16 protein-coding genes and 1 pseudogene are annotated in these 18,600 nt (G+C 36.2%); 4 read left to right on the top strand and 13 right to left on the bottom strand.

What is annotated here, in order from left to right:
* Nucleotides 1-279 precede the first annotated feature (279 nt).
* Entirely contained in the window at nucleotides 280-2,529 is a 2,250-nt protein-coding gene (gene parC, locus HWV54_RS00695) for a DNA topoisomerase IV subunit A (protein WP_005865186.1), read from the top strand.
* 88 nt (nucleotides 2,530-2,617) lie between these two features.
* Here parC and HWV54_RS00690 read toward each other — a convergent pair whose 3' ends face one another.
* The 10 genes from HWV54_RS00690 to rpe all read right to left on the bottom strand — a co-directional run bounded on the left by HWV54_RS00690 (nucleotide 2,618) and on the right by rpe (nucleotide 11,760).
* Complete coding sequence (locus HWV54_RS00690) at nucleotides 2,618-3,874, bottom strand: multidrug effflux MFS transporter (protein WP_005865188.1); 1,257 nt, start codon at nucleotides 3,872-3,874, stop codon at nucleotides 2,618-2,620.
* Nucleotides 3,875-3,943: 69 nt separating this feature from the next.
* Entirely contained in the window at nucleotides 3,944-4,276 is a 333-nt protein-coding gene (gene grxD / locus HWV54_RS00685) for a Grx4 family monothiol glutaredoxin (protein ID WP_005865190.1), read from the bottom strand.
* Nucleotides 4,277-4,371: 95 nt separating this feature from the next.
* Nucleotides 4,372-4,605, bottom strand: coding sequence for a BolA/IbaG family iron-sulfur metabolism protein (locus HWV54_RS00680; protein WP_005865192.1), 234 nt, complete (start codon nucleotides 4,603-4,605; stop codon nucleotides 4,372-4,374).
* Nucleotides 4,606-4,669: 64 nt separating this feature from the next.
* Complete coding sequence (gene purL / locus HWV54_RS00675) at nucleotides 4,670-6,880, bottom strand: phosphoribosylformylglycinamidine synthase subunit PurL (RefSeq protein WP_005865194.1); 2,211 nt, start codon at nucleotides 6,878-6,880, stop codon at nucleotides 4,670-4,672.
* Between the two features lie 299 nt (nucleotides 6,881-7,179).
* Entirely contained in the window at nucleotides 7,180-7,851 is a 672-nt protein-coding gene (purQ, locus tag HWV54_RS00670; protein ID WP_005865196.1) for a phosphoribosylformylglycinamidine synthase subunit PurQ, read from the bottom strand.
* A gap of 12 nt (nucleotides 7,852-7,863) precedes the next feature.
* Nucleotides 7,864-8,103 carry a phosphoribosylformylglycinamidine synthase subunit PurS gene (gene purS / locus HWV54_RS00665; protein WP_005865198.1) on the bottom strand — a complete coding sequence of 80 codons (240 nt, stop codon included), beginning with the start codon at nucleotides 8,101-8,103 and terminating at the stop codon, nucleotides 7,864-7,866.
* An 86-nt stretch (nucleotides 8,104-8,189) separates the two neighbouring features.
* Entirely contained in the window at nucleotides 8,190-8,954 is a 765-nt protein-coding gene (purC, locus tag HWV54_RS00660; RefSeq protein ID WP_005865199.1) for a phosphoribosylaminoimidazolesuccinocarboxamide synthase, read from the bottom strand.
* A 180-nt stretch (nucleotides 8,955-9,134) separates the two neighbouring features.
* Nucleotides 9,135-9,683 (bottom strand): RBBP9/YdeN family alpha/beta hydrolase, encoded by a 549-nt coding sequence (locus tag HWV54_RS00655; RefSeq protein ID WP_005865201.1) that lies wholly within the window; start codon nucleotides 9,681-9,683, stop codon nucleotides 9,135-9,137.
* A gap of 87 nt (nucleotides 9,684-9,770) precedes the next feature.
* Nucleotides 9,771-11,075 (bottom strand): adenylosuccinate lyase, encoded by a 1,305-nt coding sequence (purB, locus tag HWV54_RS00650; protein ID WP_005865203.1) that lies wholly within the window; start codon nucleotides 11,073-11,075, stop codon nucleotides 9,771-9,773.
* A 13-nt stretch (nucleotides 11,076-11,088) separates the two neighbouring features.
* The gene (gene rpe / locus HWV54_RS00645) at nucleotides 11,089-11,760 is read right to left on the bottom strand and encodes a ribulose-phosphate 3-epimerase (RefSeq protein WP_005865205.1); all 672 of its coding nucleotides are present in this window, start codon (nucleotides 11,758-11,760) and stop codon (nucleotides 11,089-11,091) included.
* Between the two features lie 143 nt (nucleotides 11,761-11,903).
* Here rpe and HWV54_RS07220 point away from each other — a divergent pair.
* Together HWV54_RS07220 and dksA are read left to right on the top strand one after the other, a co-directional pair.
* A pseudogene (locus HWV54_RS07220) lies at nucleotides 11,904-12,409 on the top strand (flavin reductase family protein).
* A 376-nt stretch (nucleotides 12,410-12,785) separates the two neighbouring features.
* Entirely contained in the window at nucleotides 12,786-13,202 is a 417-nt protein-coding gene (gene dksA / locus HWV54_RS00640; RefSeq protein WP_005865209.1) for an RNA polymerase-binding protein DksA, read from the top strand.
* A 60-nt stretch (nucleotides 13,203-13,262) separates the two neighbouring features.
* On the opposite strand, the gene HWV54_RS00635 is transcribed toward dksA, so the two are convergent.
* Nucleotides 13,263-13,802, bottom strand: a complete 540-nt coding sequence (locus HWV54_RS00635) for a flagellar biosynthetic protein FliO (protein WP_005865211.1) — start codon at nucleotides 13,800-13,802, stop codon at nucleotides 13,263-13,265.
* A gap of 189 nt (nucleotides 13,803-13,991) precedes the next feature.
* Here HWV54_RS00635 and HWV54_RS00630 point away from each other — a divergent pair, with 189 nt between their 5' ends.
* Nucleotides 13,992-16,538 (top strand): response regulator, encoded by a 2,547-nt coding sequence (locus tag HWV54_RS00630; RefSeq protein ID WP_005865212.1) that lies wholly within the window; start codon nucleotides 13,992-13,994, stop codon nucleotides 16,536-16,538.
* A 274-nt stretch (nucleotides 16,539-16,812) separates the two neighbouring features.
* On the opposite strand, the gene purN is transcribed toward HWV54_RS00630, so the two are convergent.
* Together purN and purM are read right to left on the bottom strand one after the other, a co-directional pair.
* The gene (purN, locus tag HWV54_RS00625) at nucleotides 16,813-17,424 is read right to left on the bottom strand and encodes a phosphoribosylglycinamide formyltransferase (protein ID WP_005865214.1); all 612 of its coding nucleotides are present in this window, start codon (nucleotides 17,422-17,424) and stop codon (nucleotides 16,813-16,815) included.
* A complete protein-coding gene (gene purM / locus HWV54_RS00620; protein WP_005865216.1) occupies nucleotides 17,421-18,506 on the bottom strand; it encodes a phosphoribosylformylglycinamidine cyclo-ligase in 1,086 nt (361 codons plus the stop codon). Before purM ends, purN begins: the two co-directional genes overlap by 4 nt.
* Nucleotides 18,507-18,600 lie beyond the last annotated feature (94 nt).

The raw sequence follows: 18,600 nt of genomic DNA, 5'->3' as shown, positions 1-18,600 counted from the left end.
GTATTAAATAGCTATAATGTTAGAGAGATTTTTTATTGTTAGATTTTCAGAAAAAAACTTTAGTTTAATGTATTAAGTATTCCTATATAGGGATCAAATGAAGATTAAAGCATGTATATAAATTTTTCTAATTGATGTAATTTTTTATTCATGTTTTATCACGACTTTTATTTTTATATAGTCGATTTTAAATAAAAATAAGTCGACTTATAAAGGATTATACCGAAGAAATCTTATGAAATAATTGCTCATTATATGGGGAATTGATATCCTAATGCTATGTATGATAAAATGAATTTACCTTTTGATAAAGAACATATTGAATCAATAGAATTACGTTCTGCTTTACAAGAGCGTTATTTGTCTTATGCACTTTCTACTATTACGCACCGCGCGTTACCTGATGTACGTGATGGCTTGAAACCTGTGCATCGGCGTATTATTCATGCTATGCGTTTACTTAAACTTAATCCAGGGCATTCTTATGCGAAATGCGCGCGGATTGTCGGGGACGTCATGGGAAAATTTCATCCGCATGGTGATGCATCTATTTATGATGCATTAGTGCGTTTGGCTCAGAGTTTTGCTGTTCGTTATCCATTGGTTGATGGACAAGGCAATTTTGGGAATATTGATGGTGATAATGCTGCTGCTATGCGGTATACAGAAGCGCGTATGACTGAAGTGGCTGCGTTGCTACTTGAGGGGATTAATGAAAATGCTATTGATTTTCGTTTAACCTATAATGAGGAAGATGAAGAGCCGGTTGTTTTACCGGGTGCTTTTCCTAATCTTTTAGCAAATGGTTCATCAGGTATTGCTGTTGGTATGGCAACATCTATTCCCCCTCATAATGTTGCTGAACTTTGTGATGCGGCACTTCATTTGATTGCACATCCCGATGTAAATGATGAAGAATTAAGCCAATTAGTACTTGGGCCGGATTTTCCTACAGGTGGTATTTTGGTTGAACCTAAAAAGAGTATTGAGGAATCTTATCGTGTTGGGCGTGGATTTTTTCGATTGCGTTCACGTTGGCATCAAGAATCTGGTAGCCGTGGTTCTTATGTGATTGTTGTTACTGAAATTCCTTATCAAGTTCAAAAGTCACGCCTTATTGAAAAAACAGCAGAATTACTGCTTGCACGACGGTTACCAATGCTTGAGGATATTCGTGATGAATCAGCAGAAGATATTCGTATTGTGCTTGTTCCTAAAAATCGTACAGTTGATTCTAAGATTCTTATGGAGTCTCTTTTTAAATTGACTGATTTTGAAGTAAGATTTCCTCTAAATCTTAATGTTTTATCTTCAGGAAAAGTACCGAATGTTCTTTCTTTGCGCGAAAGTTTGCAACAATGGCTTGACCATCGTCAAGAAGTTCTTCTTCGCCGCTCTAATTATCGGCTTAATGAAATTGATTGCCGTTTAGAAATACTTCATGGTTATCTTATCTCATATTTGAATCTTGATGAGGTTATCCAGATTATTCGTGAAGAGGATGAACCGAAAAAAGAACTCATTGAGTGTTTTGAATTAACAGAAAATCAAGCTGAAGCTATTCTTAATATGCGTTTGCGTTCTTTGCGTAAGCTTGAAGAATTTCAAATTCGTAAAGAATTTGAAACATTGAAAGCTGAAAAAGAAAAACTGCAGAATTTGTTGGCATCTCGTACAAAACAGTGGAAAATAATTTCAGAAGAAATCATAAAAGTTCGTAAAACTTTTGGACCTGATACTCTTTTAGGGAAAAGGCGTACAACATTTGAAGAAGCACCAAAGCATAATATTGATGATATTCATCAAGCAATGATCGAAAAAGAACCGGTTACGATTGTTATTTCTGAAAAGGGGTGGGTGCGTGCTTTGAAGGGACATTTGAGTGATTACAATACGCTTTCTTTCAAAGAAGGAGATTGTTTGAAATTAGCATTTCCTGCCTTTACTACTGATAAAATTGTGCTGATAAGTACGGGCGGAAAGTTTTTTACTATTGCTACAAGTAGTTTACCTGGAGGACGGGGGCATGGTGAACCTATTCGTATTTTAGTAGATATCGATGATGAGCATGATATTATGACAGCTTTTGTGTATAATGCACAAGAAAAACTTCTCTTAATTTCGTCTTATGGAAATGGTTTTATTGTATCTGCAGCTGAAGTGATCGCTAATACACGAAAAGGCAAGCAAGTGATGAATGTGAAATTTCCTGATAAAGTAAAGCTTTGTGTTCCGGTAAAAGGTGATCATATTGCAGTGGTTGGTGAAAACCGTAAAATGCTCATTTTTGCTATTGAACAAATACCAGAAATGAGTCGCGGTAAAGGTGTTCGTTTGCAACGTTACAAGGAGGGAGGTGTTATTGATGCCAAAACTTTTAATTTATCAGAAGGTTTAAGTTGGCAAGATACAGCTGAACGTTGCTTTAATCGTCAAGCTAACGAACTTGTTGAGTGGATAGGAATGCGTGCCGGAAGTGGATGTTTGGTCCCAAAAGGCTTTCCAAAATCAGGAAAATTCATCAATTAGTTTATATTATATTTTTTAAATTATGAAAGCGTAAATGTGTGGGTTTATTATCATAAGAGATTGTGATTAATTTTTTTGATAGCAGTGTTCATTCATGTGGATTGCTATTTTTTTGTCTAAAAAGGTGCCCGCGTTCAGCCCATAAGACAAGAAGTATGGCGATAAGGCTAAGAAAGAAAAATCCTGTTGAATTGGGGAGAGTCGTTTCATTAAATTGTTGAGCAATAAAAAAACTAAGTCCTGTTCCGACAGATGTTTGGAGGAATCCAGATACAGAAGAGGCTGTTCCGGCTATTTTTCCTACTGATTCAAGCGCAAGTGTATTAAAATTTGCCATAATTCCGCCACAGGCAAACATCAGTATACAAAACAATAGCATATAAAAAGGAAAAGGGATAATACCACCTGTTAAGACGGAACCAACAAACCAGATGCCTGAAGTGGTGCAAAATAGTATAAGCATAGTATGTGCGATACGTCGCATTCCGAGGCGCCCAACCAATCGAGAATTAAAGTATGATGATAGAGCCTGAAAAGCTGCACCGATGGCAAACGCAATTGGAAACCAGAATCCCAGGTTATAAATTCCTTCATATGTTTGTTGTGATGTATTAACGGCGGTAAAAATACAGCCTAAAATAATGGAAGTTGCCAGTGTGTAGCAAAGTGTTATGCGATTAGTTACAAAAATCCGTAAGTTATGTTTAATTGAAGAAAAGGAAAGCGAGCGTTGTGCATAAAGAGTTTCAGGCAAGCGCAGTTGAATCCATATCATCAGACTAAAACCAATGATAGCCATGAATATAAAAATAATTTGCCAGTTTCCAAATAATAAAATGAGCTGTCCTGTTGCTGGTCCAATCATTGGTGCAATAAGAAAAACCATCATGACGATAGACATTACTTCTGCCATTTTTCGACCACTATAAAGATCGCGTACAACAGAAATTGTAAGGACGCGCATAGCAGCACCTCCTATGCCTTGCAAGATACGTAAAATGAGCAATAGAGAAAAATTGGTTACAAAGGCACAACCAATTGCTGCAAATGAATAAAATGCAAGACCGATGAGAATAAGTTTACGACGTCCATAACGATCACTTATTGGACCAAAAAATATTTGTGTGATACCATAGCTCATAAGATAACCAGAAATGATATAATGCTGATCATTTTCACTGATTATATGTAAGCTGTTCAAAATATCTGGCATAGCGGGGAGCATAATGTCGACAGCTATAGAATTGATGGCCATGAGTGTACCAATAAGAATAACAAATTCTTTATAGCCAATTTTCTTTCTTATCACATCACTATGCGTCTGTTCGTCGATTGAATATAACATATGGCATCCTTGAAATAAAAATTTCGACTGAACACAACTCTATAAGAGTCCAAATAAAATGAAAGATACCTATGATTTATTGCAGGGAATATTTTTCTCTTTTAGAAGTTCTTGCAATTCGTTGTTTTGAAACATCTCTTTCACAATATCACAGCCACCAATAAACTCACCTTTGATATAGAGTTGAGGAATTGTTGGCCAATTCGAATAGTCTTTAATTTCTTGACGCAATTCATCAGAAGTTAAGATATTTATCCCTTTATACTCTAATCCTAAATAGTTAAGGATTTGAACAACCTGTCCTGAAAATCCGCATTGTGGAGCATCGGGTGTTCCTTTCATGAATAAAACGACATCATTTTTTTTAATTTCGTTGTCAATAAAATCACGAACAGTTGTCATCTTTATTCCTTGATATGGCAGATTTTTATAAGTGCATTATATTTGCACTATTTTCTAATCGTATTAAGTGAATAAATGCAAGAAGAAATTTTATATTATTTTGGAATATTTGTTTGCAACATTAAAGCATGAAGGGCATTTCCCATATTTCCTTTAAGAGCATCATAGACCATTTTATGTTGCTGGACACGGTTTTTACCACGAAAACTTTCGGAAGTAACTTCTGCAGCGTAGTGTTCACCATCACCAGCGAGATCATGAATTATCACAGTTGCATCGGGAATGCTTTCACGAATAAGTGTTTCGATTGCATAAGCACTCATTGCCATGGTTATCCTCCTCTATTTATCTATTTTTTAAGAATTGCATAGTTCAAGAGAAACAAATAATTTTTTATTTTTCACCCATAAATTGCGGAAACCAACTTTCATAGGCATGTGTAAGTTTATCTACTGAAAGTGTTAAAATCCCATCTATATTGAGAGCGTTACCTGCAACTATACCAATCTCTATTAAAGAAACTACACTTACTTGTGCAAATTCTTTAAGATTATTGAGAGCTTGAGGTTTGATGGCTAAAAGATAACGTCCTTGATCTTCTCCAAAAAGCTCTGCATGATGTGGTAATTTGTTGCTTAGTTTAGCTTTAACTCCTTTACCTGCTTTTATTACCATTTCTGCAAGTGCAATGGCTAATCCCCCGTCAGAGATATCATGAGCAGCATTAACAAAACCCCGCTGAATAACTTCTCTAACAAATTGTCCATGCTTTTTTTCAAGTTGTAAATCTACATGAGGTGGTGCACCTGTATGAATATTCAAAATATTACGTGCGTAGATTGATTGTCCTAAATGAGAACCACAAGCGCCAACTAAAACAATACTATCTCCATTTTGCATACCACTGATTGTTATCATTTTAGACCAGTCGTCAAGAAGTCCTACACCGGCGATTGTTGGTGTAGGGAGAATTGCTTCTCCATTGGTTTCATTATAAAGAGAGACATTGCCTGAAACGATAGGGAAGTCAAGGACTCTACAAGCTTCACCTATACCTTTAATGGCATATACCAATTGTCCCATAATTTCAGGTTTTTCGGGATTACCAAAATTGAGATTATCTGTAGCTGCTAGTGGTGTTGCGCCGGTTGTGCTGATATTTCGCCAACATTCTGCGACGGCTTGTTTTCCTCCTTCATAAGGATCAGCTTCACAATAACGAGGTGTTACATCAGAAGAAAAGGCAAGGGCGCGTTTGTCATTATTGCTTATACGAATAACTCCTGCATCGCTCCCAGGACGTACAAGAGTATTTCCTTGAATAAGTGTATCATATTGTTCGTAGACCCATCGTCGTGAACTTTGATCAGCAGAATTCAATAATGTAAGGAGTGCATCATCGAGATTTTTTACTTTTTTGACTTCTTCTACTTTAAGGGCAGGCTTTTTTACAGGGGCTATCCAAGGGCGATCATAAACAGGTGATTCATTACCGAGTGCTTTGATGGGAAGGTTAACGACTTCTTCTTCTTGATGGAATACACGGAAACGTAAATCATCAGTTGTTTTTCCAATAATGGAAAAATGAAGTCCCCATTTATGAAAAATAGCCGCTGCTTGTTTTTCTAGCTCTGGTTTAAGTATCATAAGCATGCGTTCTTGGCTTTCAGAGAGCATCATTTCATAGGCTGTCATGTTTTCTTCACGAACGGGAACTTTATCAAGATTAAGCTTTATTCCTAAATCTCCCTTTGCTCCCATTTCAACTGCAGAAGACGTTAAACCTGCTGCACCCATATCTTGAATGGCAACGACAGCTCCTAGCTCCATGAGTTCTAAGCAAGCTTCAAGAAGGCATTTTTCTGTAAAAGGATCACCCACTTGAACAGTTGGACGTTTTTCACTGATTGAATCATCAAATTCTGCGGAAGCCATTGTCGCTCCACCAACTCCATCACGTCCTGTTTTGGCACCAAGGTAAACAACAGGAAGACCTATTCCTTGTGCTTTAGAGTAAAAAAGAGAATCTATCTTTGCAATACCAGCAACAAACGCGTTAACAAGGATATTGCCATTATAACGCTCGTCAAAATTTACTTCTCCACCAACGGTTGGAACGCCAAAAGCATTACTATAGCCACCGATGCCAGAAACAACACCAGAAACAAGATGGCGTGTTCGGGGATGATTAGGAGATCCAAATCGCAATGCATTCATAGCTGCAATAGGGCGAGCGCCCATTGTGAAGACATCACGCAAAATACCTCCTACACCTGTTGCTGCACCTTGATAAGGTTCAATATAAGAAGGATGGTTATGGCTTTCCATTTTGAAAACAACACATTGTCCTTCACCAATATCAATAACTCCAGCATTTTCACCAGGTCCTTGAATGACATATTTTCCTTCTGTTGGAAGAGTTTTAAGCCACTTTTTAGATGATTTATAGGAACAATGTTCGTTCCACATTGCAGAAAAAATTCCTAACTCAGTAAATGTTGGCTCTCTCCCAATTAAAGTTAGGATATGTTGATATTCTTCATGTTTTAGACCGTGTTGAGCAATTAATTCTGGTGTAATGGCGATGTTATTGCAAGGATTCATAAGTACTTTATCCGTAAAATTAATCAAGATGTAGCATTTTTATTGTTTTAAATCTAGCAACTTAGATCATAATTGGTTACATTGTTTGATAAGGTAGAAGTTCATAAACCATTAACTAAAATGCTGTTTATTTGTTTAGTATATTCAAGGACCATAAACGCCTTTTGAATAAGTCTTTGTATGTTTAGAAAAGTGCACTCCATTGTGTCCGTAAAACATTGATTAGTAAATTCGTAGCTTAGGAAGATACAAATTTTTAACTTTAAAAATAACTACGTAACATAAAATTTTCTTGCTTATCATCCATTTGCCAATTCTAAAGCGCTTTGGAAAAGTAAACGGCCATCAGTACCACCATGTGCAGGTTCAATGAAATTTTCAGGATGAGGCATCATACCAAGAATATTACCGGCTTTATTGATGATACCGGCAATATCATTTATCGAACCGTTAGGGTTTGTATTTTCTGCGTAGCGAAAAACAATTTGCTCATTGTCTTCCATTTGTTTTAGTGTTTCGCTATTGACAAAGTAATTTCCATCGTGATGTGCTACAGGACAACGAATGATTTGTCCTTTGTAATAATATCGAGAAAATTTTGTATTGGTGTTTACTACTTCAAGCTTTACTTCACGACAAACAAATTTTAATGAAGCATTACGCATTAAAGCACCAGGCAATAAACCAGCTTCCAACAAAATTTGAAATCCATTGCATATGCCAATTACTGTAACACCTTTTTGTGCTTTTTCACGAACAGCTTGCAAAACTGGTGTTCGTGCGCCAATAGCACCACATCTTAGGTAATCCCCATAAGAAAAACCACCAGGAATAACAATGATATCTACATCTGGAATTGTTGATTCTGTTTGCCAAATTTTTAATGGCTCAGTTCCTGTTATATAATGTAGTGCTGCAACCATATCCCGATCGCGATTCAGTCCAGGTAATTGAATGATAGCACTTTTCATGAAGAGACTCACTTAAAGAAGTTCTATAGTATAATTTTCAATAACGGGATTTGCCAGTAATTCTTCACACATCTGTTCAAGTTTTTGCTTTGCAGTTTCAGAAGATTGATCATCGAGCACAATATCAAAAACTTTTCCTTGGCGAAGAGAGTGAATACCTTTGAAAGCTAAATTTTTTAAAGCATCGGTAATTGCTTCCCCTTGCGGATCAAGAACGCTGTTTTTTAAAGTAACTGTAACACGTGCTTTCATTTCTTATTTCCTGTTAATAGAATCCCTATCTTTGAAGAAGTGCACTGACCAATATGAAGGAGGGTGATATGACGTCACCTAATTATTTATTTTACTAAAACTGGACCACTTGGACGTGGGGGTTCATTTTCATTGATGATACCAAGACGTTTAGCAACTTCCTGATACGCGTTAATAAGTCCTCCCATATCACGCCGAAAGCGATCTTTATCCATTTTTTCTTGTGTTTGCATATCCCATAATCGGGCAGAATCAGGCGAGATTTCATCCGCAAGAACAATGCGCATTGTTTCATCTTCCCACAAGCGACCGAATTCCATTTTGAAATCAATAAGTTGGATGTTAACACCTGCAAAAAGCCCAGAAAGAAAATCATTAATGCGAATCGAAAGTTGCATAATGTCTTCTATTTCTTGGGGAACAGCCCATCCAAAGGCAGTGATGTGTTCTTCAGTGACTATTGGGTCATCAAGAGAATCATTTTTATAGTAAAATTCAATGATAGGCTGGGAAAGGGCAGTTCCTTCTTCTAATCCTAAACGCTTAGAAAGAGAGCCCGCGGCAACGTTACGAACAACAACCTCCAATGGAATAATCTCAACGGCTTTAATGAGTTGTTCACGCATATTTATGCGCTTGATAAAATGGGTTGGGATACCCAAACGGCTAAGAAGGCTAAAGATATGTTCTGAAATACGATTATTTAAAACCCCTTTTCCGTCAATGATTTCATGCTTTTTTGCATTAAAAGCAGTTGTATCGTCTTTAAAAAATTGAATATAGGTTCCCGGTTCAGGACCTTCATATAAAATTTTAGCCTTGCCTTCATAAATACGGTGGCGACGATTCATTGTGGTTCTCTATTGATTTGAGAAGTTTTAAATAGCACTGATAGGTAATACTATCTTAATTGGTAAAATTTCTCAATGATTACTATAATATTTCTTACAATTTTTGTTATTTGTGCTCTGACTCAAAAAGAGTGGAACTATATAGATATAGATAAAGCGCAGATTATTATCTTTCTTGAATTAAATTTTTGCAAGAAAATGAGAAAGAATCATAAGTCCTTCAGGCCAAGGTCCATGCCCAGATTCTGCATTAATGTGACCAGATTGGCCTGCATCAACAAAGAGTGCTCCCCAATCATTAGCAAGATTTTTTGCTACTGAAAATTGACAAAATTCATCATTGCGGCTAGCTATCACGACGGAAGGGAAGGATAATTTTTTACAATGATAGGGGCCAAATGTCATTAAATGTTTAGGGCGTATTTTTTCATTGGTTACATCTGGAGGAGAAACAAAAAAGGCACCACAAACTTTTTCTGCATTTTGTAGCGTTGCATGAATAGCTGTGGGAACTCCTAATGAGTGGGCAATAATTACAACGGGTTTTTGAGCTTGTGCAATGGCGATTTTAACCTCATTAACCCATTCTTCACAAACAGGTTTTGACCAATGGGATTGCTGAACGCGGCGGGCTGTAGACAATTTTTTTTCCCATCGTGTTTGCCAATGATCAGGGCAAGATCCTTTGTAGCCAGGAACAATAAGAATATCGAGTTCATTTGCTTTCATGAATTGTTTCCTTCATTATGAAAGGTTTTGTCTCATAGGCAAAAGACAATCTCTTTGTGCTCTTGTATGAATGTATGTTAATTTTTATCATTTTTCAAAAACGCGTTTAAAAATCGTATTTATATGTTTGGTGTGATAAGAGAGATCAAATTTTTCCCGAAGTTCCAATTCACTTAAAGTTTTTGTAACATCTTTGTCGTTGAGCAATTCTTCTAAAAAATCTTTTCCTTGTTCCCAAACTTTCATCGCATTTCGTTGTACAATTCGATAAGACTCTTCACGACTTATTCCAGCTTGTGTGAGTGCTAAAAGCACTCGTTGTGAATGAACAAGCCCTCGGAATTTATTGAGATTTTTTTGCATATTTTCTGGATAAACAATTAAATTTTCAATGACGTATGTGAGTCGAGTAAGAGCAAAATCAAGCGTAATGGTAGCATCTGGGCCAATATAACGCTCAACAGATGAATGAGAAATATCACGTTCATGCCAAAGTGCTACATTTTCCATGGCAGGTATTACGAATGCACGTACCATACGCGCTAGCCCAGTTAAATTTTCGGTTAAAACTGGATTACGCTTATGGGGCATGGCGGACGAGCCTTTTTGCCCAGGTGAGAAATGTTCTTCTGCTTCAAGGACTTCTGTTCGTTGTAGATGGCGTATTTCTGTAGCTAACCTTTCAATAGATGAAGCAATAACACCAAGCGTTGCAAAGAACATAGCGTGACGGTCGCGTGGTATTACTTGGGTAGAAACCGGCTCAGGACGCAGCCCCATTGCTTTTGCTACATATTCTTCAACATATGGGTCGATATTTGCAAAAGTGCCTACGGCACCTGAAATAGCGCAAGTAGAAATTTCCTCGCGTGCTGCAAGAAGGCGTTTGCGACAACGGGAAAACTCAGCGTATGCAAAGGCCAATTTGACTCCAAATGTTGTTGGTTCAGCATGAATGCCATGACTTCGTCCAATAGTGATCGTCTCTTTATGTTCAAAAGCACGTGTTTTTAATGCTTCAAGAAGTTGATCTATATCTTTTAGCAAAATATCACTAGCACGCATCAATTGAATATTAAGCGTTGTATCTAGGACATCTGATGATGTCATGCCTTGGTGGATAAAACGTGCTTCTGGTCCAATAAATTCCGCTAAGTGTGTTAGAAATGCTATAACGTCATGTTTGGTAATTGCCTCAATTTCATTAATGCGATTGATATCAAATTCGGCTGTTTTTCCCTTTTCCCAAATATGTTTTGCTGCTTCTTTTGGAATAATCCCCAATTCAGCTAGTGCATTACAGGCATGTGCTTCAATTTCAAACCAAATACGATATTTCGTTTTTGGTGACCAAATTGTTACCATTTCAGAACGAGAATAACGTGTTATCATAATTTTTTCCTTATTATGAGAGAGTTGCGGCTTGGCGCAGTGCATTCATACGTGTTTTGTAAAGCTCTTTGTTTCCATCTTTATAAATTGCAGAACCTGCGACAAATACATTTGCACCAGCTTTCGCAGCTATCCCAATTGTATTAGTAGTGATACCGCCATCAACTTCAAGATCAATAGGCCTGTTCGCAATCATGCTTTTAACCCGTTTGATTTTATCTTTCATTTCTGGAATAAAGTTTTGCCCACCAAAACCAGGATCGACCGTCATGATAAGGATAAGATCTAATTGATCAAGCAAATACTCAAGTACATGTTCTGGTGTGCTTGGATTGAGTGCAATTCCTGCTTTTTTCCCCATTGCTTTGATTGTTTGTAGTGAACGATGAAGATGAGGACTTGCTTCGGCATGAATGGTTATAATATCTGAACCAGCCTTTGCAAAAGCTTCAAGATAGAGATCTACTGGTGTGATCATTAAATGAACGTCAAATGTTGCTTTGGTTAATGGGCGGAGAGCCTTGATGATATCAGGGCCAAAAGTGATATTAGGAACAAAGTGGCCATCCATGATATCAAGATGAAGCCAATCTGCACCGGCATCAATAACATCCAATACTTCTTGGCCAAGTTTGGAGACATCAGAAGCCAAAAGAGAAGGTGAAATAAGATAAGAATGGGGCATTAAGATCTCCTTGATTGGCTGTTTTTATCACGTCGTTTTGTATACTAAAATATCTTTTGTGTTATGACGTAAAGAAAAATACATGCCATAAATCTTTTTATGGAAAACTTATTTGAAATTTTAAAGCTGTATAAGTGAAAGATATGTTAAATCATACAACGTATTTAATATCTAAACTTCAACATAATATTACTGTTTCTCCGCAAAAATACCGAGATGCTATGAGTCATTTTATAGAATATGTACATATTGTAGCGACGATGAGCTTAAGGGAAGGCGTGGGGTGACAGTTTCAGCGTGTTGTTCTTTATCTGATGATTCCCTCAATCCTTCTTGTTTGTCTCATGCGGCATAATCTTGGGAATCAATTATTTGTAGAAAATGGAAATTTTTGTGTTAATAGTTTAGTGGGAAAACGCCGTTCATTAGCAGATATTTTTTCAGGTGTTGCGGTGTTATACACATTTTTTCAGGTGTTGCGGTGTTATACACAATGAATGTTTTAATAGCACAATGGGGAATTTTTCTGATTGGTGCACCTAGTCTTTTAGATGCTTTAGTATCTTTTTATTGTCGTTTGAATTGTTAGCATGAACATGCAACCCATTGTGTTTTGTTTGGTGAAGTTATCACTATCAATCGTAATTAAGAAAAAGACGTTTTGATATGTTTGAATCGTAGATATTAGACTCTAACCCTATAGAGATTTTTACTTTTTGTATATTGTGATGATTTGTTGTTGATACGTTTGAGGCTTAGTCCAATTACTGAGTAAGATTATTCCACATGACACTGAATAGTTGCATTTCCTTTTTATAGGTTTCTAGGTATCACTGGAAAAGAGAGAAAGGAGAAGGCTGACGAGTAGTTATGTCAAGAAAGTTCATACTGCGCAAAAATAGTGAAGCTCTAAACTGTAGCTTTAAATACATTTGTAGGTAGATATAAAAAAGCATTTTACACTTGTGTTGATTGATGTTCCCCAATATATAGTCCGCACATACCATATGTGGAGATTTTATAGCATGAGCGAAAAGATTGATGATCAATATCGCCCTAGTGAAGATGAGCCTTTTATGAATGAGCGGCAAAAGGCATATTTTCGTGCTAAATTGGTTTCTTGGAAAAATGATATATTAAGAGAAGCCCGTGAAACTTTGGAAAACTTACAGGAAGAGAATGCTGGTCAGCCCGATTTAACTGATAGAGCATCTTGCGAAACTGATCGTACAATTGAATTACGTGCTCGTGATCGTCAAAGAAAACTCATTTCGAAAATAGATGCTGCTTTGGAGCGCATTGATAATGGAACTTACGGTTTTTGTGAGGAAACTGGCGAACCTATTAGTATAAAACGTCTTGAGGCTCGACCAATCGCAGTTTTATCGTTGGAGGCACAGGAACGCCATGAACGACGAGAAAAAGTTTATCGTGATGATTGAAATCGCTTGTTGTAATAAACGAATGAAATACTCACTATTAGAGTTGAAAAGTTGGTTATTTTATTTTTTTTGTACAGGGATAAATAAGGATGGTTCTTGCCTTCCTTCAATTTCAGCAGTGATTGCTGAATCCTCCAAATATTGATTCATAAAAGGCTTCGAGATATTATCCTGGGAATGCTCTATTTCGCTTACGGAAAAAGGTATTTTTTCTGTAAGATTGGGGTTTGAGTTCTTCTTTGTTATTGTGGATATTGTCTGTGTATTTTGCTTTTGTTTAACAGCGTTTTTTTGTGTGATGTGTTTACCGTTAATATCCGATTCTATAACAACATCTGTTAATCCACCAATAAGAATTAGGTGTTCTGTATCATCACGACTTATCAGAAGAAGGCGTCGTGTACGATCGATAGCAATTGTATCACATATGGTTAGGCGTTGTGGACGTTTTTTTCTGTTAGTTTTGAATCCTCTTGTGTTTAAACGGCGTAAAAACATGATAATTACAGCAATAGTTGTGATTATTATTATGAAAAGCACAAGGCTTGTAATTATGTTTGCCGCAGATGTATTTACTTGTCTTGATAACCAGACGTGCATGGTTCTCCTCCCATCTATATTATAAGTTTGTAAACATATTTTAAAAGGTTCACTTAATAATGTGAAACATGGTTTTTTTAATATTGAGTGATTTTCATTGGCTAGATATTATCATGCTGTATACTTCATAACAACGATTATGAAGGTAATTTTTTGTATAAGAGATGGCTATAATTGAGGCAAAGAGAGATGGATAAAGGTTTTGAAAATATTGAGAGAACATCGTCTATTTCTGTCCACTGGGGGGCCATGATTTTTAGTATTGTTTTTATTATTATTTTTCTGTTTATTGTAGGTATTGTAAATTTTTTTTATCCGCAGAGTTATATGCAAAAGGCTGGGAGTGTTTCTTTTTTAGCTTTAGCGGTTATAGGGGGGGCTGCACTTGTTCTGATAGGGATAGGGATTTTAAGATATAATACGGTGCAGTTGCAGGATGATTTTGATCTTAGCATCTTTAATAGTAGCGATGATGTAATTATAGTTTCTGATTTGTCCGGTTTTGTTTATTATTCTAATCAAAATTATCAAAAAATTCTTACCTATAAGCCTGAGACTTCTTGTTATGTGGTTATTGCTGATCTTCCAGGTGCTGGTGCACTGGCGTATCGCTTAAAAGCTGCAGGATGTAATCATCTTTCTGCACAAGAAGAATTAAGAATTGAAGAGTCGATTTTTGCTCATTCTACACAAAAAAAAACTGTTTGGTATAATTTTTCTGTTCAACCGATTACAAAGCGGGGAAAAAAGCTTTTATTTTGGCGTATTACCGATATTTCGCATTTGCAGAAGTATCGTGAAGTTTTTTTCTTGAATCTTCAAGAAGCTATCAATCACTTAGATCAAGCTCCTGTTGGTTTTTTATCTGTTAATACACAAGGAACTATTCTTTATGCAAATGCAGTTTTTGCTGATTGGTTTTCAATCGACTTAGCAAACTTTACTGTTGGCCAATATAATTTTGATAGACTATTTAATAGCATTCAAGCCAATAGCACATGGAGTGATATTTGTTTGCAAAATAACAAATATCAAAGTTCAGGTTACCCTTTACCTTATAGGTTTTCGTTATATTTAAATTCAGAGACTGATGTTAAGAAAATATTGAATTGTTTTATGTGTGCTTCTTCTCTCTTAGAGGATGAAGCTATTTATCGTATTGTTATAATCCCACAGCAAATACAACAGCGAGAGAACAATGGTCAATTAAAATTACCCAGTGCTTTAGTAGAGTATTTTGATGCGAGTCCATTTGCAATAGCAGTGGTGGATCGGAAAGGACAATGGGTTCATATGAATAAGGCCTTTTCGTTACTCACGGGATGTATAGGGAAAACTTTTAATATTTATGATGTTATATCTCATCGTGATCATGCACAGTTAGAGCGTGCATTTCAGAAAATTACAACAAATAAAAATTACACAGTACCAATAGAAACCGTTTTAGAAAATAATGAAGAGCGTCATTTGCGTCTCCATGTTATGCCTATAAAGTCTTATTATGATGATCTCTTACATGATGTTATCATTATATCTGTTATAGAAATAACAGAACAAAAAATGCTTGAAGATAAAATGATACAAAGTCAGAAAATGCAGGCCGTTGGACAATTGGCTGGTGGTATTGCTCATGATTTTAATAACGTTTTAACGGCAATTTTGATGTCGTGTGATCTTCTTTTAAATACGCACCGTAGTTCTGACCCTGCACATGCTGACCTTATCAATATCAAGAATAATGCTAATCGTGCAGCTGCACTTGTACAGCAATTATTGGCTTTTTCTAGAAAGCAAACACTTCGGCCTGAAGAAGTTGATTTTACAGAATTTTTAACCGATATCCGCAATCTTATTTTACCCCTTTTAGGCAATAATATTCAATTAAAAATTATTCATGGAAGAGATTTGTGGAGCGTTGAAGTCGATCAAGCATCTTTCCAGCGTGTGATTATAAATTTGGTTATTAATGCACGTGACGCTATGCCGGACGGAGGTGTTGTTACGATTGTAACAAATAATATTACAAAACAACAAAGTGCTGAATTTGATCATGTGGGTTTTGGAATTGGTGAGTATGTGCAATTAACTATTTCAGATACAGGAACTGGTATATCATCTGCTATACAAGAAAAAATGTTTGAACCATTTTTTACAACAAAAGAAGTTGGAAAAGGAACCGGGCTTGGTTTATCAATGGTTTATGGAATTATAAAGCAGACAGGTGGCTATATTTATTGTGAAAGTAGAGAGAATGAAGGAGCGACATTCCATATTTTTCTTCCTCGATATATTCCTTATAATAATAACGGAGAAATTTTCTCGAAGATTGAAAAAGGTGAAGAGCAAGAAAAAAATACAGATTTAACAGGATCTGCGATTGTTTTGTTGGTTGAAGATGAAGATGCTGTTCGAATGGGTGGGGTAAGAGCGCTTCAAATGAGAGGATATACTGTTTTAGAGGCTGCAAGTGGAGTAGAAGCACTTACTGTTCTTGAAAAAAATAAGGGAGATATTGATATTATTGTTTCCGATGTTGTGATGCCAGAAATGGATGGACCAACTTTGCTTAAGGAAGTACGTAAAAACTACCCTGATATCAAATTTCTTTTTGTTTCTGGATACGCAAGAGATGCATTTGCTAAAAATCTACCAGAAGATGCTGTTTTTGGTTTTTTATCTAAACCATTTACACTCAAACAATTAACTTTAACAGTTAAAGAAACGCTTGCACAATAGAAAAACAAAAAATTATTTTTTAAGATTCTTTAGACAAAAATTTAGAGTATTTTGGAAAATGGACATAACCATAATAATGTGCAAAATCAATGAACTAAATAAATAAAAGTAATTTGGGAGTTTACCGTTTAAAAATTAAAAGAGATGTTTTATTTTCGTATAAAAATATTCGTGAAGATAATAGATTCTATAATATTAAAATTTTGTAGAGTTCAAAATACAAGAGTTGAAGGAAAATTTTAAGTGTAATGTTAGAAAATTCTGATGAGCATACTTAAAATGATAAAAGTTCTTGGTGGGTATCTACTATTTTGTTTTTCCCTTCAATAAAGGCCTTTAAAGATTCAGGATAAAGTTTATGTTCTACTTTAAGAACTCTTTGTGCTAAGCTTTCAGCAGTATCGTTTGCAAAGACTGGAACGGCTGCTTGAGCGAGAATCTTTCCTGCGTCTATATCTTCTGTAACAAGATGAACAGTACAACCAGTGATTTTAACGCCTGCTTGTAAAACTCGTTCATGCGTATTTAAACCTTTAAATGAAGGTAAAAGAGAAGGATGAATATTTAAAATTCGTCCTTCATAATGTTTTATGAAAAATGGTGAAATGAGACGCATATATCCAGCAAAGCAGAGAAAATCCGGTTGATATTGAGCTAAAACCATTAAAATAGATTCTTCATGTGCTTCTTTCGTTGGATAATTTTTGCGATCAATAACATGAATAGGCAGGTTATTGTTACGTGCTTTTTCAATGCCAGAAGCATGAGGATTATCACAAATAACTGCTACGATTTTAGCAGGGTATTCCTTTTGTTTGCTGGCTTTGGCAAGAGCGATCATATTGGAGCCATTGCCAGAAATAAAAACAACGATTTGTTTTTTCATAAGTTAAGTACTCCTTTATAGAGTATTCTTTTATCTTGGTGTTTTGTTAAAATGCCAAGTGAGGTAACTGTTTCTCCCTGTATTTCAAGTATTTGTGTAATTTTTTCAACTGCGTGTTGGGCTACGATAACAATCATGCCAATGCCACAATTAAATGTCCGTAACATTTCTTCTTCTTCTATCTTACCCTGTTGTGCAATCCATGAACAGACAGAAGGAACAGGAATGACAGAAAGATTAATTTCAGCGCAGAGAGAAGATGGAAGTATTCGTGGAATATTTTCAGGAAATCCTCCACCTGTAATATGAGCAAGAGCTTTGACTTCTTTATAATTTCGTATGACAGGGAGGAGTGATTTTACATAAATACGTGTTGGTGTAAGCAATGCTGTGCCAAGACTCATTTGAGGATTAAAAGGAGCGGGATCTTTCCATTTTAGATTACTCTGTTGAATGATTCGTCTTACAAGAGAAAAGCCGTTGGAATGGATGCCAGATGAGCTAAGACCTAAAATGATGTCGCCTTCTGTCAGGTCTTTTGAAGGGAGTAAAGCACTGCGTTCGCACGCTCCTACAGCAAACCCTGCTAAATCATAATCTCCTTCTGCATACATACCTGGCATTTCTGCAGTTTCTCCTCCAATAAGAGCAGCACCAGCTTGTTTACATCCTTCTGCAATACCAGAAACAATTGCAACACCTTGTTCAAGATCAAGCTTACCAGTTGCAAAATAATCGAGAAAAAAGAGAGGTTCAGCACCTTGTACGAGTAAATCATTAACACACATGGCTACGAGATCAATCCCCACAGTATTATGGGTACCTACTTCTATTGCAATTTTTAATTTTGTTCCCACACCATCATTGGCTGCTACAAGAATGGGATCTGTGAAGCCTGCTGCTTTTAAATCAAAGAGACCACCGAATCCACCAATTTCAGCATCTGCTCCGGCTCGTTTTGTTGAGCGTATGAAGGGTTTAATTTTTTTTACAATAGCGTTACCTGTATCGATATTTACACCGGCTTTTGCATAGGTAAGGCCACACTTAGATTTATCATGTATGATGTTTTGCTTGCTCATTGGAACCTTTCTTATGGTAAATCAAGTTTTGATATTATGCAATGCCATGATAGAGTTATCTCTGCAAGAGAGATTGGTATTTATCATTTTGAAA

Source organism: Bartonella alsatica, assembly GCF_013388295.1.
GTDB lineage: Bacteria > Pseudomonadota > Alphaproteobacteria > Rhizobiales > Rhizobiaceae > Bartonella > Bartonella alsatica.
Note: the sequence above shows the minus strand (reverse complement) of the source record. Positions and strands in the feature narration are given on the sequence as shown.